Genomic DNA, 19,472 nt, shown 5'->3' on the forward strand with positions numbered 1-19,472 from the left:
CAAGGTGCCGGCCGGCTGATCCACGTATTCGGTTTCCGAGGCAACCGGGATGAAGGGAAACGAGCGGATATGCTGGAGGTGTCCGCGAAAATCAGTGATCTCTATATCCTGACTTCCGATGACCTGAATTCGGAAACGGCGGAGGATATGCTGAAGTCATTGGAAGTGCTGAATAACGAATTCGGCAATGAAAAAGGGATGATCATTCCTGACCGGAGCCTGGCCATCCAGCGGGCGCTGGAAATCAGCAACGCCGGTGACTGGATCGTCATCACCGGAAAAGGCCACGAAAGCTACAAGCAGCGCTTCCAGCTCGGGACGAACTCCGACCGGGAAACGGTCCGGTCGATATCAGGATTACCCTCATAAAGATAACTGACCGGGTCGCTGCTCGACTTGTTCACGATCCGGGAAGAATTCGGCTCGTTTAATGGCCTGCATATCACGATTGCGGGGGATATTTCCCACAGCCGGGTCGCCCGGTCGAATGCGGAGGCGCTGACGAGGCTCGGGGCACATGTTTCATTCGTCTGCCCGCCGGAATGGCAAGGGGAATTCACAGCCGCCCATTCGCTCGAAGAACAGCTGCCGGACACGGATGTGCTCATGCTGCTGCGCATCCAGCACGAACGGCACGAGGGAGGCGGGTCATTTTCGAAAGACCGCTATCACGGAATGTATGGGCTGACGGCCGAACGCGAACGGCAAATGAAACCGTCGGCGATCATCATGCATCCGGCCCCTGTCAATCGGGGTGTGGAAATTGCGGATGAGCTGGTGGAAGCGCCGCGGTCACGGATTTTCAGGCAGATGGAAAACGGTGTGTATGTCCGCATGGCGGTATTGGAACAACTTCTGAAGGGGGAATTATAATGGGATTGTTGATCAAAAACGTGAGACTGGCCGACGGAACGGGGACGGATGTCCGGATGGACGGAAACCGGGTCGCGGAAATGGGAAAGGGCCTCAAGGAACAGGGCGAACAAATCATTGACGGCGACGGACGGACTGCCGCACCGGGATTCATCGATGTCCACGTCCACCTGCGCGAACCGGGCGGTGAGCATAAAGAGACGATCAGAAGCGGAACGGAAGCCGCAGCAAAGGGCGGGTTCACGACCATCTGTGCCATGCCGAACACCCGGCCGGTCCCGGATACGCACAGCCATCTCAGTCAGATCAAAGCCCTCATTGAAGAGAATGCACAGGTCCGCGTGCTGCCGTACGCGTCGATCACCATCCGCGAAGCCGGGAAAGAGCGGACAAACCTGAAGGAACTGAAAGCAGCCGGCGCTTTCGCCTTCACGGACGACGGAGTCGGAGTCCAGCAGGCGGGCATGATGTACGAGGCAATGAAAGATGCGGCAGCGCTCGATATGCCGGTCGTCGCGCATTGCGAAGACAACTCGCTCATCTATGGCGGCGTGATGCACGACGGAACACGCAGCGCGGAGCTCGGCCTTCCAGGCATCCCGTCCATCGCGGAATCCGTCCATATCGCGCGGGATGTATTGCTCGCCGAAGCGGCCGGCGCCCACTACCATGTGTGCCATGTGTCGACGAAAGAGTCGGTGCGGGTCATCCGCGACGCGAAGCGGGCCGGCATCCGGGTGACGGCGGAAGTCACACCGCATCACCTGCTCCTGACGGAAGATGATATCCCGTCGGATGACGCCGATTATAAAATGAATCCGCCGCTCAGGTCGCAGACGGATCGGCAGGCGCTGCTTGAAGGGCTTGAAGACGGAACGATCGATTTCATCGCCACGGACCATGCGCCGCATACAGCGGAAGAAAAAGCGCATGGCATGAAGCTTGCGCCGTTCGGAATCACCGGCTTCGAAACGGCGTTCCCGCTCCTGTATACGGAATTCGTCCAAACCGGCCGATGGACACTCGGCCAGCTGATCGGCTGGCTGACGGAAAAACCGGCACGGGTGTTTAGCTTGCCGTACGGAAAACTGGACATCGGAGCACCGGCGGATCTCGTGCTGCTGGATCTGGATAAAAAACAAGTCATCGACCCGCAGACGTTCGTCTCAAAAGGCAAGAATACGCCATTTTCAGGTAAGGAAGCAGCCGGCTGGCCGGTATTGACGGTGTTCGGCGGCGAAATCGTATACGAGGAGGAAAAAGAATGGAGCGCTATCTGATTTTAGAAGACGGAACCGTATTCAAAGGGACGGCATTCGGCTCGGAAGCGGCATCGACCGGTGAAGTGGTGTTCAACACCGGAATGACGGGCTATCAGGAAGTGCTTTCAGATCCTTCTTATTGCGACCAGATTATCACGATGACCTACCCGCTCATCGGCAACTACGGCATTAATCGAGATGATTTCGAATCCATCGAGCCGGCGGCATCCGGCATGGTGGTCCGGGAATTGGCTGACATGCCGTCCAATTTCCGGAGCGATTCGACTCTATGCGAGCTGTTTAAAGTGAAGGGTATCCCAGGCATCGCCGGCATCGACACACGGAAACTGACACGGCTCATCCGATCGAACGGGACGGTGAAGGGCATGCTCACTGCAGCGGGTCAGGCAGTCGATACGGAAGCGGTCATCCGGCAGCTGCGGGCATTCGCACCGAAAAGGGACCAAGTATCCCGCGTTTCAACGGAACGGCCTTACCCGAGCCCCGGACGCGGCAAACGGGTGGTGCTCATCGATTACGGAATGAAACATGGCATTCTGCGGGAGCTGAATAAGCGGGACTGCGACGTGCTCGTCGTCCCGTACAATACGACGGCGGAAGAAATCCTGCGCTGGAATCCGGACGGGGTCATGCTGTCGAACGGACCCGGAGATCCGAAGGACGTGCCGGAATGCGTGGAGACGGTGAAAGCGCTTCTCGGCAAAGTGCCGGTATTCGGCATCTGTCTCGGCCATCAGCTGTTCGCGCTCGCCTGCGGGGCAGAGACGTATAAGCTCAAATTCGGCCACCGCGGCGGCAACCAGCCGGTCAAGGACCTGATGACCGGAAGGACCGAAATCACTTCTCAAAATCATGGCTACTCTGTACAGGAAGACACATTGTCCGGAACCCGTCTGAAAGTGACGCATAAAGCGCTGAATGACGGGTCGGTCGAAGGGCTGATGCACCTCGATGTGCCGGCGTTCACCGTCCAGTACCACCCGGAAGCATCGCCGGGACCGGAAGATGCCAATCATTTATTCGACCGGTTCATCGGGCTGATGAATAAAAAAGAAAAGGAGCTTGCACATGCCTAAACGTCAAGACATCAACAGCATACTTGTCATCGGTTCGGGGCCGATCATCATCGGTCAGGCGGCGGAATTCGACTATGCCGGGACGCAGGCGTGCCTGGCACTGAAAGAGGAAGGGTACCGCGTCATCCTTGTCAATTCCAATCCGGCGACGATCATGACGGACACGGAAATCGCCGATAAAGTATACATCGAACCGCTTTCGCTCGACTTCATAAGCCGGATCATCCGGAAAGAACAGCCGGATGCCATCCTGGCGACGCTTGGCGGCCAGACTGGACTGAACATGGCGATTGAACTTGATGAGTCCGGAATTTTGGATGAGCTGGGGATTGAAATACTGGGCACGAAACTTGATGCGATCCATAAAGCGGAGGACCGGGACTTGTTCCGAAGCTTGATGAACGACCTCGGGGAGCCGATGCCGGAAAGCGAAATCATCCGCAGCCTGGAGGAAGCGAAACGATTCACAGACCGGATCGGATTCCCGGTCATCGTCCGGCCGGCGTTCACACTTGGCGGCACGGGCGGCGGCATCTGCTATGACGAGGCGGACTTGAAGGAAATCGTGGCGAGCGGACTGAAATACAGCCCGGTCAGTCAGTGTCTCCTGGAGAAATCGATCGCCGGGTTCAAGGAAATCGAATACGAAGTGATGCGGGATGCGGCGGATAATGCCATCGTCGTCTGTAACATGGAGAATTTCGATCCGGTCGGCGTCCACACGGGCGATTCCATCGTGACAGCTCCTTCCCAGACGCTGTCCGACCGCGAATACCAGATGCTCCGCAACGTTTCACTTAAAATCATCCGTGAACTGCAAATCGAAGGCGGCTGCAATGTGCAGCTCGCGCTCGATCCGGACAGTTTCGACTACTACATCATCGAAGTGAACCCGCGCGTCAGCCGCTCATCGGCGCTCGCTTCGAAAGCGACCGGCTATCCGATTGCGAAGCTGGCAGCGAAGATTGCCGTCGGGCTGACATTGGACGAAATGAAAAATCCGGTGACCGGCAGCACGTACGCCTGTTTCGAGCCGGCGCTCGATTATGTCGTCACCAAAATCCCCCGCTGGCCGTTCGATAAGTTCGAAGCGGCAAAACGGAGTCTCGGCACACAGATGAAAGCGACCGGGGAAGTCATGGCGATCGGCCGGACATTCGAAGAATCGATCCTGAAGGCGGTCCGGTCACTTGAAACCGGTCACTGCCATCTGGCGATGAAGAACCCTGATAGACTGACAGACGAGTGGATTGAAAAACGGATCCGCAAAGCGGGGGACGAGCGCCTGTTTTTCATCGGGGAAGCGCTCCGGCGCGGCGTAACGATTGAAACCATCCACGACTGGAGCAAAATCGATCTGTTCTTCCTGCATAAGCTGAAGAACATTGTCGACCAGGAACAGGAGCTCCGCGACAATCCGTTCGACCGGGAGACGGCCTGGAAAGCGAAGCGCCTTGGTTTTGCCGATAAGATGATCGCGGAACTTTGGCAGACCGATGAGCGGACAGTGTATGACTGGCGGCGGGAACAGGGACTCATGCCCGTCTACAAAATGGTGGATACGTGCGCTGCAGAATTCGAATCGGAAACGCCTTATTTTTACGGGACGTACGAAGATGAAAACGAATCGGTCGTTACAGAACGGGAAAGCGTCATCGTGCTCGGGTCCGGTCCCATCCGCATCGGGCAGGGAGTGGAATTCGATTATGCGACGGTCCACTCTGTCTGGGCAATAAAAGAAGCGGGTTATGAAGCGATCATCATCAACAACAATCCGGAAACCGTTTCGACGGACTTCTCGATTTCCGACAAACTGTATTTCGAGCCGCTGACGATCGAAGACGTCATGCATATCATCGACTTGGAGAAACCGAAAGGTGTAGTCGTGCAGTTCGGCGGACAGACAGCGATCAATCTCGCCGAAGGTCTTGAGAAACGGGGCGTCCGGCTGCTCGGTACGTCGCTTGAAGATCTCGACCGGGCGGAGAACCGCAACAAATTCGAACAGGCACTTCATGAGATCGGCATTCCGCAGCCGGAAGGGAGAACGGCAGTGTCAGCAAATGAAGCGGAAGCGATTGCGCGGGATATCGGCTATCCCGTCCTTGTCCGGCCGTCATATGTGCTCGGCGGACGGGCGATGGAAATCGTCTACAGCGAGGAGGAGCTCGCCCATTACATGGAGCATGCCGTCGAAGCGAGTCCGGAACATCCGGTGCTCGTCGACCGCTATCTGACGGGGACAGAAATCGAAGTGGATGCGATTTCGGACGGAGAAACCGTATTGATTCCCGGGATTATGGAGCACATCGAGCGGGCGGGCGTGCACTCCGGCGATTCGATCGCCGTTTATCCGCCGCAGAACATTTCCCGGCAGGTGATGGAAACCATTGCCGACTATACGGAGCGGCTGGCGAAAGGGCTGAACATCAAAGGGCTGCTCAATATCCAGTATGTCATTTCCAAAGGGGAAGTTTATGTGATCGAAGTGAATCCCCGCTCCAGCCGGACTGTGCCGTTTTTGAGCAAAATCACGAATATCCCGATGGCTAACATTGCGACAAAAGCGATCCTCGGCCAGACCATTGCCCAACAGGGATACCCGTCCGGTCTTATGGAACCGCCCGCCGGCGTGTATGTCAAAGTGCCGGTCTTCTCATTCGCCAAACTCCGCCGTGTGGACATCACCCTCGGTCCGGAAATGAAGTCCACCGGCGAAGTGATGGGCAAAGACCGGACATTCGAAAAAGCGCTGTATAAAGGGCTTGTTGCAGCTGGGATGGAAGTCCGCACGTACGGCACTGTGCTCATGACCGTTTCCGATAAAGATAAGGACGAAGCGATCGGAATCGCGGAGCGGTTCCGGGCGATCGGCTACCGGATCATGGCGACGGAAGGAACGGCAAAGACATTAGGGAGCGCGGGCATCCGTGTAACCGAGGTGAATAAAATCGGTGCCGAAGGGCACACGCTCCTCGATGTCATCCAGAAAGGGGAAGCCCAGCTCGTCATCAATACGCTGACAAAAGGCAAACTGCCGGAGCGTGACGGATTCCGCATCCGGCGGGAATCCGTGGAAAACGGCATTCCATGCCTGACGTCACTGGATACGGCAAAAGCGATGCTGCGCGTCATTGAATCGATGACGTTTGCAACTGAAGAAATGGGGGCTGGTGTATGATCCGGAAAGAATTGATGACGGTGGTCCGCCAGCGGGAAATCGCTTATCGGATCTTCGAACTGACAGCCCGCGGTTCCATCGTCGGCGACATGGAACCAGGACAGTTCGTGCATATCCGCCCGGCCGACAGTTTTGAACCGCTCCTTCGCCGTCCGATTTCGATTGCGGCCATCGAGCCGGAGAAAAAAGAGTTTACGATGCTGTACCGGACTGAAGGCCGCGGGACGGAAGTGCTGGCGGAGAAGAAGTCCGGAGATGCGCTCGATGTGCTCGGACCATTGGGGAACGGATTTCCGGTACACGAGGCGAAGCGAAAAGCCCTTTTGGTTGGCGGCGGGATCGGCGTGCCGCCGCTCTATGAACTGGCGAGACAGCTGAGTACGCTAGGTGTGGAAACGGTGCATGTTCTCGGATTCGATTCAGCGGATTCAGTTTTTTACGAATCGGAATTCAGCGCGATCGGAAAGACGTACGTTGCAACTGTGGATGGGACCCGCGGTACCGCCGGTTTTGTCACTCATGTTTTGGAGGGGATTCCGGATGACTTCGATACTTACTACAGCTGCGGACCTGCTCCAATGCTCAAGGCGGTCGAGCAGCTGTATCCGGGCAAAACCGGATACCTCTCCTATGAACAGCGGATGGGCTGCGGAATCGGCGCGTGTTTTGCCTGTGTATGCAAATCAAATGACGCTCGAGATTATGTAAAGGTCTGCTCGGACGGACCGGTATTTCCGGCAGGGGTGGTGGCAGGATGAGCCGATTAGCTGTTAAACTCCCAGGACTCGATTTGAAAAACCCGATCATGCCGGCGTCCGGCTGTTTCGGTTTCGGCCGGGAGTTTGCCAATCTCTATGATCTTTCTCAGCTTGGCGCCATCATGATCAAAGCGACGACCCGGGAAGCCCGTTTCGGGAATCCGACTCCGCGTGTGGCGGAAACCGCTTCCGGTATGCTGAACGCAATCGGCCTTCAGAATCCGGGGCTCGAAAAAGTCCTGACGGAAGAATTACCGTTTTTGGAACAGTTCGATGTGCCAATCATCGCCAATGTGGCCGGTTCGCAGATGGAAGATTATATTGAAGTGGCCGAAGTGATTTCGCGAGCTCCGAACGTCCGGGCGGTTGAACTCAACATCTCTTGTCCGAATGTAAAAGAAGGCGGCATCGCGTTCGGGACGGACCCGGATACCGCAAAGGCACTGACCGAAGCTGTCAAAGCGGTATCAGCAGTCCCGGTCTACGTCAAATTATCCCCCAACGTAACAGACATCGTCCAAATTGCTGAAGCTGTCGAAGCGGGAGGGGCGGACGGCCTCACCATGATCAATACGCTGCTCGGCATGCGCCTGGACCATAAAACCGGGAAACCGATTCTGGCCAACCGGACCGGCGGGCTCTCAGGGCCGGCGGTCAAACCGGTCGCATTGCGGATGGTATACGAAGTCAGAAAACGGACGGTGCTGCCCATCATCGGAATGGGAGGCATCTCAGCTCCGGAAGATGTCATTGATTTTCTTTCTGCCGGCGCGGATGCGGTTGCGGTCGGTACAGCGAACTTCATTAATCCGTTCATTTGTCCGGAACTGATTCAAAATCTGCCCGGGAAGCTGGATGAATTGGGAGCGGAATCAGTCAGTGATTTGACAGGAAGGAGCCATCTCTATGAACTCACCGATCATCGCGCTTGATTTTCCAACGATGGAGGAAGCGCAGGGATTCCTGGAGCAGTTTCAGGAACCGCTTTTTGTAAAAGTGGGAATGGAGCTTTTTTATAAAGAAGGCTCTCAAGCTGTCCGGAAGCTGACAGAAAGCGGCCACCGCGTGTTCCTGGATTTGAAGCTGCACGACATCCCGAACACGGTGGAGCGGGCGATGCGCTCGCTCGCTCCGCTTGGGATCGAGATGCTGAATGTGCATGCCGCAGGCGGATTGGAAATGATGAAAGCGGCGAAGCGGGGCCTCGAAGGCAGCGGCACGAAGCTGATCGCCGTCACGCAGCTGACGTCGACGGATGACGAGCAGATGCGGCGCGAGCAGCTGATCGACAGGCCGCTTCCGGAATCAGTCGTGCATTATGCGGAACTCGCGAAAGAGGCAGGACTTGACGGCGTCGTCTGTTCGGTCAGCGAAGCACAGGCGATCGGAGAAGCTTGCGGCACCGGTTTCATCCGTCTGACACCGGGTATCCGGCCGGGAAATGAATCACATGATCAGAAGCGGACGGCAACACCTGCCGAAGCGCTGAAAGCGGGCGCTACCCATATTGTGGTCGGAAGGGCAGTCACTCAGGCTGCCGACCCGGCTGCCAGTTATCGATCAATCGCAAGGCAATGGAAGGGGCTGGAACAATGAGCGAGCGAATCGCGAAAGCACTGCTGGATATTGGGGCTGTTGAACTCCGGCCGGAAGATCCTTTTACATGGTCTTCCGGAATGAAATCACCGATTTATTGTGATAATAGATTGACCATGTCCTATCCCGCTGTCAGGAAGGAAATCGCCGAAGGCCTGGCCCAACTGATCCGCACTCATTTTCCGGAAGCGGAAGTGATAGCAGGGACAGCGACAGCCGGCATTCCTCATGCGGCATGGGTCAGTGATCTTTTGGAGCTTCCCATGGTCTACGTCCGGTCGAAACCGAAGAACCATGGACAGGGGAACCAAATCGAAGGAAAATTGATCCCCGGACAAAAGATCATTGTGATCGAGGATCTTATTTCCAAAGGGGGTTCCTGCCTCCAGGCGGCGGCTGCACTGAAAGAAGCGGGGGCGGACGTTTGCGGGGTGGCCGCCATTTTCTCATACGGACTTCCTGAGGCGGAACAGGCACTCCAGGGAGCGTGCTTGCCGTATCATACACTGACTGATTTCAGGGCGCTTGCGGATACAGCTGAGAAGTCAGGAAAAATCGACAAAAACCAACTGGCCGGGTTGGAGGCGTGGCACGAACAGTTCATGCAAAAAAGCTAATCGGAAAATAAAACAAGAGAACTGCCTCAGACAGGCAGTTCTCTTATCTTTCACTTCGATATACGCCGGACGCCTTCCGTTTTCTCCAGTTCCCTGATAAGACCGATCTGTTCTTCCGGACCCGGGCTTTTGACGGTGAAAACATAGGCGGTGAAGGTGCGCCCGTTTTCTTCTTCCGTTTCATCAATGGAAAAGTCCTTGATCGGAATTTTCCTTTCGCGGATGAGGGCTGTGATGCGGTCAAGCGTTCCCGGGATATTTTCTGAAACCACACTCAGCCGGATTATTTTCCGGCTGGTCATGTATCGGTTTTCGAGCTTTTTGAAAACGTAGAGGGCGAGAACCGATATGATAGTCGCTAAAACTGCGGCATAATACATCCCAACCCCTACAACTAGTCCGATCCCGGCAGCGGTCCAAATCGATGCCGCTGTCGTCAGTCCCCGGATGGATCCATGCTGGACGATAATCGTCCCAGCGCCAAGAAAGCCGATTCCGCTGATGACATATGCGGGAATCCTTGTCGGATCCATCCGGATGACCGAACTGCCGGCGTCCGTCATGTATTCTGTAAATCCTTGGAGGGCCATGACCATCATCAGGCAGGAACTCATTCCGACGAGCAGATGCGTACGGAATCCCGCGGGCTGCTGCTGAGCTTCCCGTTCAAAGCCGATGACTCCGCATAAAAGCGCCGCCACGAACAGCCTGACAGTCAGTGTAAATATATCTGACGTAATAAAATCCATTCATGAGCCTCCCAGTAAACGTAATGATAATTGGATTATGTATACTGGCCGGCTGGTGAAGAGCCGGCTGATCAATTCATAAGCTGCGGGAATTTTTTATGTTTCAGTACTAAATAGGCTGACATTCCGTCGCTGTACTTCTCATCGCCATAATCGACCGGTATTGCGGCATACGTGGCAAACCAGACAGAGAAGTAGGAGAACTGGTGATAAACCTGCTTGTTTTCCATGTATCCTTCGAGTATGAGGTAATTCAGCAAGAGAACCGCTCCGATGTTGAACAGGATGCCTCCGATGTGGACAAGGAAATGCGTGAGCCGGTTGCTCCATTTCAAGTCTGTGTACTGGAGAGCGGAATCCAGAAAGTACAAGGTATAGATTTCCACGATTCCTACATCGAATAATTTTCTTCCTCTGCCAAGGGAAATCTTGGTCCTTCCGCCGAACAGCAGTGTGAAAAAAGTATGTCCCGTTTCATGGATCATGACCACGAGTGGGTAAATGATAAGACATGCCCAGATGAAGCCCCAGACATCTGATAGTGTAAACACAGATTATCCCTCCTGACACCGGCTGCCCTGTCTGCCGATTGCCCGTCAAGGGTCAGAGACGGTCTGCTCAGCGTCTAAAGGTTGTATTGCCGGACTCCAGAGGATTGAAACTCAAAATTCAAGTTTGATTTTGTCATTTTCAAGAACGAGTTTCGCGCTGAATTTCTTTCCATTTTTTGATACAAACCCCTTGAGGATGGGGGTCTGTCCTTTCGTGCATAGAAGCCGGATCTGATTCGCTGTCAGCCTTTTCTTCAACAGGACGGCCGGAAAAGTCTGCTTACAGCCATTTTTATATTCGGAACAGCCGTAGAAATTTTTGAACGAAATGATGGATCCTTTGCCGCAGGAAGGGCAGGCGGCAATCTTTTCCTGTCCGGGAGACGGCAGCGAGATTTTATCCGGCAAGCCATTCGTCTGGAGCTGAACAGGAACTTCATCAAGCAGCTTCCGAATGAACTTGCCCGTGTTATCCAGAAAGACGTCAGCGGAAGCTTCACCGCGGCCGATCCGTTTCAGGTAGGCCTCCCATTTTGCGGTCATGGACGGGCTTGCCAGCAGATTCCCTTCCACTGCCCGGCATAGGATGCGGCCTTTGTCCGTCAGTGAAACGATATTCTTTTTCACCTCAATATACTGGTGGCGCTTAATGGTCTCGATGATTCCGCTCCGCGTCGCTTCCGTCCCCAGTCCTTCAATCTCTTTCAGGATTTCTGTGTCTTCGGGATCGTCCGCATACTTTCCGCAAGTCTTCATCAACGAAATGAGCTGCCCTTCAGTGAATGGCTTCGGCGGTGATGTCATCCCTTCTTTGATTCCCGTTTCCGCCGTTACTTGTTCGCTTTCATGCAGTGGAGGCAGCGGTTTTTCATCCTGCTTTTCCTTCACGGGGAACAGCGATTTCCAGCCTTTATTCAGTTCCGTTCGGCCCGTCGTATGGAACAGCAGTCCTTTGACGTCCGTCACGACTTTCGTTTCTGCGTACTTATAGTCGGTATGGAACATAGCCAAAGCTGTGCGGACAATTTCTTCATACAGTTTCCGTTCAAGAGGGGACAGAGCGGCCAATGCTTTTTCTGTCGGAATCTTCTTCGTCGGGATGATCGCATAGTGCTCTGCAACCTTTGAGCTATCGACAAAGCGTTTTTTCGGATTTTTTGAATGGATTTCGAACGGTTCGCTGATCAATTGCTGGAATTTTTCCGCTGCTGCAGCCAAATAGCTGAATTCGGCAGGGGTGATATGCTGTGAATCCGTCCGGGGGTAAGTGACCAGTTTTTTCTCATAAAGCGTCTGCATGACGGAAAGGACGGTCTGCGGACTGGCTTTCCATTTGCGGTTCGCCGCTGCCTGAAGCGTGGACAGGGAATGCAGCATCGGAGGCGGGATCCTCTTCTCCTCGGTTTTAACCGAAGCGACGGTTCCGGTTTCGGAGGTGCCGATACCATGTTCGCGGATCAGTTCCTCCGCTTCCTTCCGGTCTTTCGTTTTCAGTTTGACTTTCCCGGTGTAGTCTCCATGTCGGGCTGTGAAACGGCCTTCGATTTCAAAGAACGGCTCCGCAACGAAGGATTCGATTTCTTTTTCCCGCTGATAAATGAGGCGCAGTGTCGGTGTCTGCACTCGGCCGATAGCGAACACTTCCCGCAGCCCTTTCTGCTGCAGCAGAAGCGAGTACAGCCGGGAGCCGTTCATACCGATGAGCCAATCGCTGATCTGCCGGGCTTTTGCTTCTTCATACAGCAGCAAGTCGCGTGCGTTGTCCTGCAGGTTCAGGAAGCCGCGGCGCACTTCATCTTTTTCCAGGGAATTGATCCAAAGTCGGCGGACCGTCTTATTTTGATGCCCGGTCTGCCGGTAAATGCTGTAGAAAATGTTCGAGCCTTCCCGGTCGACATCACAGGCGTTGATGACCGTGTCGGTTCCGCCGATCAGCCGCTTGATCACCGCGAATTGCTGCGCTTTCCCTTTAGCGATCTGGAATGCGAATCTCTCAGGCAGGATCGGAAGCGATTCCAGCGACCATTTCCTCCATTTCGGATCGTAGCTCTTCGGCTCGCGGAGTTCCACCAAATGACCGATTCCCCAGGTGATGAGGGCGCCTTCAGGAAAAATCGGCTCCGGCAGGATCTCGATATAGCCGTCATGCTTTTTCGTTTTGAATGCTTCGGCGTAGGCTTTCGCCTGGCTCGGTTTTTCCGCGACGATGACAGGTTTCATCGTGATCACTCTGCTTTCCTGTTCTTGAGTTCCATGACGAGTTCTTCGTCCGGGGTGACATAGACGGTCTTCTGTTCGAAATAAATGACGAACCCCGGCTTGGCCCCATTCGGCTTTTTGACCTGCCGGACTTCCGTGTAATCGACAGGGACAGAAGAGGATCCGCGCGCCTTGGAAAAGTAGGCGGCAATGCTTGCCGCTTCCAGGATGGTCGGTTCATCCGGTTCACTGTCATGAATGACGACGTGGGAGCCGGGGATATCTTTCGTATGGAGCCAGATGTCGGATTTCGAAGCGAGCTTGAACGTCACATAGTCGTTCTGTTTATTGTTTTTCCCGACTGAAATCCGGGTCCCGCTGCTCGACACGTACGTTTCCGCCGCCGGCTTCGACGGTTTTTTCTTTTTGCTGTTTTTCCTGGCTTTCATAAAGCCTTCTTCGGCAAGTTCATCCCGGATCTCTTCAATATCACTGAGTCCGGCATGCTCGACTTGCTGGAGGAGCGTTTCAAAATACCGGATGTCCTGTCCGGTCTTGTCGATCTGTTCCTGGGTTTTCACGAGAGCGGTTTTCGCTTTCTGGTAACGGGAGAAGTACCATTGTGAATTGTCGACCGGCGACTTTCTCGGGTCAAGCTGGATCGTCATTTTCCCACCGGTGTAGTAGTTATCCACTTCAATGGACTTCATCCCTTTTTCGATCCGGTAGATGTTCGCCATGATCAGTTCTCCGGCAAGCTGCAATTCGTCCCGTTTCTCTGCCTGAAGCTGCTCTTTTTTCAGTTTTTTCAGCTTCGTCTTCAGTTTGCTGATTTCATTCTGCAGCCAGCGCTCAAGATCGCCAGCCTGCTGTTTGACCCGATCCCGTTCGGCTTTTGCGAAATAGACCCGGTCAAGCAGGCTGCCGAGGTCCGGAAAAACGGAACCTGTTCCTCCGAGGTGGGTCAGTTCTGCTGCTGAGAAGTGGCCCTTCCCTGCCTGTTCCGCGTAATACCCTTTGGGCTGGGGAAGTCCGAACTGGCGCAAAAACTTTCCGCCTCTTCTCCGTTGCCGAGCCGGTGGACGAGCTCACGGGCTGTCAGCGGAGAAAAGCCGGCGTACCGGGAAACGATTTCCCGTTCATCCAAACCGCTGAAATCCCCGCCTTCAGGATTTTCCTTATTTTGCGGAGGGGGGAAGATGTGGGGCTGGCCCGGCAGGACTGTCCTGAAGGAATTGACGCTGGGCGGCAGATGCTTCAGACTGTCGATGATCAGGTTCCGGTCCGAATCGACAAGGATAACGTTTGAGTGGCGGCCCATGAGTTCCACATGGAGTTCCCTGAAAATATCATCCCCGATTTCGTTCTTGCTTTTCACTTTTACAATGATCAGCCGGTCCCAATCATGCTGTTCGATGCTCTGGATGATTCCGCCTTCCATATGCTTTCGGAGCAGCATGCAGAACATGGGCGGTTCCGAAGGATTCACCGACGGCGTGCCCGTCAGATGCATCCGCGAATAGCTCGGGTGGATGGAGATCAGTAATTTATGATTCGCGCCTTGAGCGCGGATATGGAACAGAAGCTCCTGCTGGTTCGGCTGATGGATTTTTGAAATCCGGCCTGATGCAATTTTCTGAAGCTCCTGCACCATCGCTTTTGTGAATAATCCATCGAATGCCATGTGTGATCCCTCTTTCAAAACGTTTGGTTCTATCTTATCATTTTCCGCCTTCGGTATGATATAATAAAGCAGTTAAGCAAATAAGCGGCGCAGGTCCTGGAAAGGCGGATGGTCAGATGGCAGCGAAATTCATATCACTCGGCAGCGGAAGCGCAGTCGCGGCCGATCGGATCATTTCCATCCTGTCACCGGATTCCGCCCCGGCCAAACGGCTCATCCAGGAAGCGCGCACTGGCGGTCTGCTGATCGATGCCACATATGGAAAGAAAACGAGATCCATTTTCGTCATGGACAGCGACCACATAGTCATCTCCGCGCTGTCTGCGGAGACAGCGATTACGCGCAGCGGAGAAAACGATGATGATACAAGCGAGGGATAATATTGAGGAAACAACGCGGGCTGCTGATCGTCCTTTCCGGACCTTCCGGTGTCGGGAAAGGGACAGTCAGAAAAGAGCTGTTCTCACAGCCGGATACGAATTATGAATATTCCATTTCAATGACGACCCGCTCCCCGAGAGAAGGGGAGGAGGATGAAGTCGACTACTTCTTCAAGACGCGTGAAGAGTTCGAAGAGCTCATCGCGAAAGGGAAACTGCTGGAGTATGCGGAGTACGTGGGGAACTATTATGGCACCCCGATTGATTATGTCAATAAGACCCGCGATGCCGGCAGGGACGTTTTTTTGGAAATCGAGGTGCAGGGCGCTGAACAGGTACGGGAAAAAGTTCCGGACGGTCTGTTCATCTTTCTCGCGCCGCCCAGCCTGTCGGAGCTGGAAAGCCGGCTGACGGGAAGAGGGACGGAGACGGATGAAGTCATCCGGTCCCGCATACTGGCCGCCCGGAAAGAGCTCGAAATGATGAACTTGTATGACTATGTTGTCGAAAACGACCAAGTGGAACATGCATGTGAGCGGATCAATGCCATTGTGACCGCGGAACATTGCAAACGGGAACGCGTGGAGAAACGCTATTACGAAATGTTAAAGGAGAATGTCTAATGCTTTATCCGTCAGTTGATGCGCTGAAAAGCAAAATCGATTCAAAATACTCCCTGGTCAGCCTCGCAGCAAAACGCGCACGGCAGCTGCATGAAAACAGTGAAGGACTGCTGGTCGCATACCGGTCGCGGAAACCCGTCGGAAAAGCGCTCGAGGAAGTGGCGGCCGGGGTCCTGACGAAAGCACAGCAGGATGAAACCACCATTTACGAAGACGAAGTATAAATAACAGCAATTCACAGACAACTCCCCAGGAATGAAAGCTTCTGCGGGAGTTTGTTCGTTGGGAAAGGATGAATGAGTTGTCGGAAAAGAATGTTTTGGTATGTGTCACAGGCGGAATCGCCGTCTATAAGGCTGTGGCGCTCGTCAGCAAACTTTCGCAGGCCGGTTTCAAAGTCAAAGTCATCATGACGGAATCCGCCATGGAATTCGTTACTCCGCTGACGTTCCAGGCGATGTCCCGGCATGAAGTCTATACAGACACTTTCGATGAAAAAGACCCTTCCGTCATCGCCCATATCGACCTTGCAGACTGGGCGGATCTCGTGCTTGTCGCTCCGGCCACAGCCAACGTGATCGGCAAAGCCGCGAACGGAATCGCGGATGACATGGTGACCACCGTGCTGCTGGCGACGACAGCCCCTGTCTGGATGGCACCGGCAATGAATGTCCATATGTATGATCACCCGGCGGTCATCCGGAACATCCGCCGCCTCCATGATGACGGAATCCGGTTCATTGAACCGTCCGAAGGATTTTTGGCGTGCGGCTATGTCGGGAAAGGAAGACTGGAAGAACCTGAAAAACTGACGGAACTTGTCGGCGGATTTTTCAGCGGAACCAAACCGCTGCAGGGCAAAAAAGTGGTGGTCACTGCCGGGCCGACCCGGGAACGGATCGATCCCGTCCGTTTTCTCACAAATTTCTCCAGTGGGAAAATGGGGTATGCGATGGCTGAAGCGGCGGCGGGGATGGGGGCTGACACAGTCCTGATCAGCGGACCGGTCTCGCTGCCTGAACCGCCCGGCGTCCGTGTCGTCCGGACGGAAAGCGCCGAGGAAATGCTGAATGCCGTGCTCGCGGAGTACGACAAAGCGGACTGGGTGATAAAAACGGCTGCAGTCGCCGATTACAAGCCGAAGGAAGTTCACGGCCGCAAAATGAAAAAGCAGGAAGGCGGCCAGCTGCTGGAGCTCGAGCGTACGGCTGATATCCTTTTAGAACTGGGCCGCCGGAAGTCACACCAGCTGCTCATCGGATTTGCTGCAGAAACGAATGACGTGGAGAAGTACGCAAAGGAAAAACTGGAAAAGAAAAATGCGGACTACATCATTGCAAATGATGTCACGGAAGCGAACGCGGGATTCAACACAGATGACAATAAAGTGACGCTTTTCGGGAAACATGCGTTTGAGCAGACGTTTCCGCTGCTTCCCAAAAAGGAGCTGGCGAAGCGTCTGCTGACTGCCATATTGGAAAAGGAAGATGCAAATGATCGCTGAAATTATCGTGGATGTGGCGGCACATCCCATAGACCGGCCATTTGATTATCTCGTACCCGAGCGGTTTCAGCCGCTCATTGAACCGGGCATGCGCGTGAAAGTCCCTTTCGGACCGCGCAAAGTGCTCGGTTTTGTAGTCGGTACAAAAGAACGGACCGATATGGAACGGTCGAGACTGAAACCGGTCCATGAACTGATGGATATTGTGCCCGTCCTGAACGAAGAGATGCTGAAACTCGCAAAATGGATGAAGGATGAAACGCTCTGCTTTGAAATCGATGCCTTGCAAGTCATGATCCCTTCCGCACTCCGGGCGAAGTATGAGAAACGGTTTGTGCTGACCGGGGAGCTTTCGGAAATTGCGGCGCCGCTGCGCCCGCATTTCGAACGGAAGCCGTTCCTGCGCGCGCAGGAAGCGGAGCCGCTGTTCAGTCTGTTAAAAAAAGAGCTGGACCGGGGGACGATTTCAGCGGAAACGGACATATCCCAGCAGACTGCTGTGAAGAAGGCAAGAATGATTACAATCGAATCGTCTGAGGAAGCGCTTGAAGCGATTCCGATCCGCGCCAATGCACACCAGCAGCTGAAACTCCGGGAATTCATGAAAGCCCATGCCGGAAGTACCATTGAATCCGCGGAATTGCAGCGACAGGCGGGTGTGACGCTTCCGACTGTGACAGCGCTGCTTGAAAAAGGGGCAGGAACGCTGAAAGTCACGGAGACGTACCGTTCTCCGGAAATGATGACGGAAGCGGGAAATGTGAAGCCACTGGAACTTACAAACGAACAGGCGATAGCTTACCGATCGATCCGGGAATCGATCGGGACGGAAAAGACGTTCCTGCTCCACGGGGTCACAGGAAGCGGCAAAACCGAAATTTACTTGCAGACGATCGACCGTGTGCTGGCCGATGGAAAAGAAGCCATCATGCTTGTTCCTGAAATTTCCCTTACACCGCAGATGACGCTGCGCTTCAAGGAGCGGTTCGGCGACCAGGTGGCTGTGCTCCACAGCGGTCTGTCGGCAGGCGAAAAATATGATGAATGGCGCCGGATCCAGCGCGGGGAAGTGAAAGTGGCCGTCGGTGCGCGTTCGGCTGTCTTCGCTCCATTCCGAAATTTGGGGATCATCATACTGGATGAAGAACACGAATCCAGCTACAAGCAGGACGACGCACCCCGGTATCACGCGCGGGATGTCGCTCTTTGGCGAAGCAGATACTATCGCTGTCCGGTGGTGCTCGGCAGCGCGACGCCTTCCCTGGAATCATACGCAAGGGCACAAAAAGGGGTTTATGAACTTCTGGTCCTCGACCGGCGTGCTAAAAATCAGCCTCTGCCCGAAGTGCGCATCGTCGATATGCGGGATGAACTGAGGAATGGCAATCGTTCGATGTTCTCTGTTGAGCTGGCCGAGGCCATCCGGGAAAAACTCGAAAAAAATGAACAGATTGTGCTGTTCTTGAACAAACGGGGCTACTCGTCATTCGTCCTATGCCGGGATTGCGGAACCGTGATGGAATGTCCGCACTGTGATATTTCTCTGACGTACCACCGGGCGAAGGAGCACATGAAATGCCACTACTGCGGATTCGAAGCACAAGTCCCCGATCTGTGTCCGGAATGCGGAAGCGAACACATCCGCTTTTTCGGGACGGGAACACAGAAAGTGGAAGAGGAAATCGCAAAACTGTTCGCAGGCGCGCGCGTCCTTCGGATGGACGTGGATACCACGCGTCAAAAAGGCGCACATGAACGGATTTTAACGGCTTTCGGAGAAGGGAAAGCAGATATCCTGCTCGGCACGCAAATGATCGCGAAAGGGCTCGATTTTCCGAATATTACGCTCGTGGGCGTCCTGTCAGCCGATACAACGCTCCACTTGCCGGATTTCAGGGCTTCGGAAAAAACATTCCAGCTCCTGACGCAAGTCAGCGGCCGTGCCGGCCGTGACGCTTTGCCCGGCACCGTATACGTCCAGTCCTACACGCCGGAGCATTATGCAATCACTTTAGCGAAGGATCAGTCCTATGAACCGTTCTATCTTCAGGAGATGGCGGTCAGGAGGCAAAACGGCTATCCCCCGTATTACTATGTCGTCAATATCCAGTTCACGCATGAAGATTTAATGGCCGCTGCCGACTATGCCGATCAGACCGTGAAGTTCCTGCAGCAGAACTTATCTCCCGGCACTGTTATCATCGGCCCGTCCGCGTCGCTGATCGCCCGTGTGAACGATAGATATCGCTATCAATGTCTGATAAAATACAAAAAAGAACCGAAACTGACTGAGACTCTCCATCAGCTGATCCGGATCCATCGCTCGGAGTGGATCAGGCGGGGAGCGACGCTGTCGATCGACAAAAATCCGTCAGCGGTCATGTAGAGCAGAATCCTA

The 19,472-nt window shown here is 54.4% G+C and carries 16 protein-coding genes and 2 pseudogenes; 14 read left to right on the forward strand and 4 right to left on the reverse strand.

The annotated features are described in order from the left end of the window. The 9 genes and pseudogenes from CCE92_RS15915 to pyrE all read left to right on the forward strand — a co-directional run. A partial coding sequence (locus CCE92_RS15915; protein WP_420913218.1) for a glutamate ligase domain-containing protein occupies window positions 1-369 on the forward strand: 369 nt, incomplete at its 5' end. A gap of 15 nt (window positions 370-384) precedes the next feature. Further along, window positions 385-873, forward strand: a pseudogene (locus CCE92_RS02075) (aspartate carbamoyltransferase); the annotation flags it as partial. A gap of 56 nt (window positions 874-929) precedes the next feature. Further along, on the forward strand, window positions 930-2,153 hold the full coding sequence (gene pyrC, locus CCE92_RS02080; RefSeq protein ID WP_420913219.1) for a dihydroorotase: 1,224 nt from the start codon (window positions 930-932) through the stop codon (window positions 2,151-2,153). Then, a complete protein-coding gene (locus CCE92_RS02085; RefSeq protein ID WP_088005869.1) occupies window positions 2,138-3,232 on the forward strand; it encodes a carbamoyl phosphate synthase small subunit in 1,095 nt (364 codons plus the stop codon). Before pyrC ends, CCE92_RS02085 begins: the two co-directional genes overlap by 16 nt. Beyond that, a complete protein-coding gene (gene carB, locus CCE92_RS02090) occupies window positions 3,225-6,413 on the forward strand; it encodes a carbamoyl-phosphate synthase large subunit (protein ID WP_088005870.1) in 3,189 nt (1,062 codons plus the stop codon). Before CCE92_RS02085 ends, carB begins: the two co-directional genes overlap by 8 nt. Continuing rightward, entirely contained in the window at window positions 6,410-7,171 is a 762-nt protein-coding gene (locus tag CCE92_RS02095) for a dihydroorotate dehydrogenase electron transfer subunit (RefSeq protein WP_088005871.1), read from the forward strand. The genes carB and CCE92_RS02095 overlap by 4 nt, the downstream gene beginning before the upstream one ends. Further along, a complete protein-coding gene (locus CCE92_RS02100) occupies window positions 7,168-8,103 on the forward strand; it encodes a dihydroorotate dehydrogenase (protein ID WP_088005872.1) in 936 nt (311 codons plus the stop codon). Before CCE92_RS02095 ends, CCE92_RS02100 begins: the two co-directional genes overlap by 4 nt. After that, window positions 8,078-8,767: an orotidine-5'-phosphate decarboxylase gene (pyrF, locus tag CCE92_RS02105; RefSeq protein ID WP_088005873.1), complete on the forward strand. Its 690-nt coding sequence runs from the start codon at window positions 8,078-8,080 to the stop codon at window positions 8,765-8,767. The genes CCE92_RS02100 and pyrF overlap by 26 nt, the downstream gene beginning before the upstream one ends. Further along, a complete protein-coding gene (gene pyrE, locus CCE92_RS02110) occupies window positions 8,764-9,384 on the forward strand; it encodes an orotate phosphoribosyltransferase (RefSeq protein WP_088005874.1) in 621 nt (206 codons plus the stop codon). Before pyrF ends, pyrE begins: the two co-directional genes overlap by 4 nt. A 50-nt stretch (window positions 9,385-9,434) precedes the next feature. On the opposite strand, the gene CCE92_RS02115 is transcribed toward pyrE, so the two are convergent. From CCE92_RS02115 to CCE92_RS02130, 4 genes and pseudogenes are all read right to left on the reverse strand, one after another. Further along, window positions 9,435-10,133, reverse strand: coding sequence for an MgtC/SapB family protein (locus tag CCE92_RS02115; protein WP_088005875.1), 699 nt, complete (start codon window positions 10,131-10,133; stop codon window positions 9,435-9,437). Window positions 10,134-10,204: 71 nt separating this feature from the next. Further along, window positions 10,205-10,684, reverse strand: coding sequence for a hypothetical protein (locus CCE92_RS02120; protein WP_088005876.1), 480 nt, complete (start codon window positions 10,682-10,684; stop codon window positions 10,205-10,207). 111 nt (window positions 10,685-10,795) lie between these two features. After that, the gene (locus CCE92_RS02125; RefSeq protein WP_088006008.1) at window positions 10,796-12,904 is read right to left on the reverse strand and encodes a type IA DNA topoisomerase; all 2,109 of its coding nucleotides are present in this window, start codon (window positions 12,902-12,904) and stop codon (window positions 10,796-10,798) included. 5 nt (window positions 12,905-12,909) lie between these two features. Beyond that, window positions 12,910-14,567, reverse strand: a pseudogene (locus CCE92_RS02130) (Rqc2 family fibronectin-binding protein). Between the two features lie 116 nt (window positions 14,568-14,683). Here CCE92_RS02130 and CCE92_RS02135 point away from each other — a divergent pair. The 5 genes from CCE92_RS02135 (at window position 14,684) to priA (ending at window position 19,460) form a co-directional block, all read left to right on the forward strand. Continuing rightward, window positions 14,684-14,947, forward strand: a complete 264-nt coding sequence (locus CCE92_RS02135) for an extracellular matrix/biofilm biosynthesis regulator RemA family protein (RefSeq protein WP_088005877.1) — start codon at window positions 14,684-14,686, stop codon at window positions 14,945-14,947. 2 nt (window positions 14,948-14,949) lie between these two features. Next, complete coding sequence (gmk, locus tag CCE92_RS02140) at window positions 14,950-15,570, forward strand: guanylate kinase (RefSeq protein ID WP_088005878.1); 621 nt, start codon at window positions 14,950-14,952, stop codon at window positions 15,568-15,570. Continuing rightward, window positions 15,570-15,794 (forward strand): DNA-directed RNA polymerase subunit omega, encoded by a 225-nt coding sequence (gene rpoZ / locus CCE92_RS02145; RefSeq protein ID WP_088005879.1) that lies wholly within the window; start codon window positions 15,570-15,572, stop codon window positions 15,792-15,794. The genes gmk and rpoZ overlap by 1 nt, the downstream gene beginning before the upstream one ends. Before the next feature lie 68 nt (window positions 15,795-15,862). After that, on the forward strand, window positions 15,863-17,074 hold the full coding sequence (coaBC, locus tag CCE92_RS02150) for a bifunctional phosphopantothenoylcysteine decarboxylase/phosphopantothenate--cysteine ligase CoaBC (protein WP_088005880.1): 1,212 nt from the start codon (window positions 15,863-15,865) through the stop codon (window positions 17,072-17,074). Further along, window positions 17,064-19,460 carry a primosomal protein N' gene (gene priA, locus CCE92_RS02155; protein WP_088005881.1) on the forward strand — a complete coding sequence of 799 codons (2,397 nt, stop codon included), beginning with the start codon at window positions 17,064-17,066 and terminating at the stop codon, window positions 19,458-19,460. Before coaBC ends, priA begins: the two co-directional genes overlap by 11 nt. The last annotated feature ends 12 nt before the right edge of the window (window positions 19,461-19,472 follow it).

Origin of the sequence: Indiicoccus explosivorum, assembly GCF_002167005.1 — a bacterium.
Lineage (GTDB): Bacteria > Bacillota > Bacilli > Bacillales_A > Planococcaceae > Indiicoccus > Indiicoccus explosivorum.

Coding starts and splice junctions, on each gene's coding strand:
- pyrC (WP_420913219.1), top strand. CDS start 930: ATGGACGGAAACCGGGTCGCGGAAATGGGAAAGGGCCTCAAGGAACAG.
- CCE92_RS02085 (WP_088005869.1), top strand. CDS start 2,138: ATGGAGCGCTATCTGATTTTAGAAGACGGAACCGTATTCAAAGGGACG.
- carB (WP_088005870.1), top strand. CDS start 3,225: ATGCCTAAACGTCAAGACATCAACAGCATACTTGTCATCGGTTCGGGG.
- CCE92_RS02095 (WP_088005871.1), top strand. CDS start 6,410: ATGATCCGGAAAGAATTGATGACGGTGGTCCGCCAGCGGGAAATCGCT.
- CCE92_RS02100 (WP_088005872.1), top strand. CDS start 7,168: ATGAGCCGATTAGCTGTTAAACTCCCAGGACTCGATTTGAAAAACCCG.
- pyrF (WP_088005873.1), top strand. CDS start 8,078: ATGAACTCACCGATCATCGCGCTTGATTTTCCAACGATGGAGGAAGCG.
- pyrE (WP_088005874.1), top strand. CDS start 8,764: ATGAGCGAGCGAATCGCGAAAGCACTGCTGGATATTGGGGCTGTTGAA.
- CCE92_RS02115 (WP_088005875.1), bottom strand. CDS start 10,133: ATGGATTTTATTACGTCAGATATATTTACACTGACTGTCAGGCTGTTC.
- CCE92_RS02125 (WP_088006008.1), bottom strand. CDS start 12,904: ATGAAACCTGTCATCGTCGCGGAAAAACCGAGCCAGGCGAAAGCCTAC.
- CCE92_RS02135 (WP_088005877.1), top strand. CDS start 14,684: ATGGCAGCGAAATTCATATCACTCGGCAGCGGAAGCGCAGTCGCGGCC.
- rpoZ (WP_088005879.1), top strand. CDS start 15,570: ATGCTTTATCCGTCAGTTGATGCGCTGAAAAGCAAAATCGATTCAAAA.
- coaBC (WP_088005880.1), top strand. CDS start 15,863: ATGAATGAGTTGTCGGAAAAGAATGTTTTGGTATGTGTCACAGGCGGA.
- priA (WP_088005881.1), top strand. CDS start 17,064: ATGATCGCTGAAATTATCGTGGATGTGGCGGCACATCCCATAGACCGG.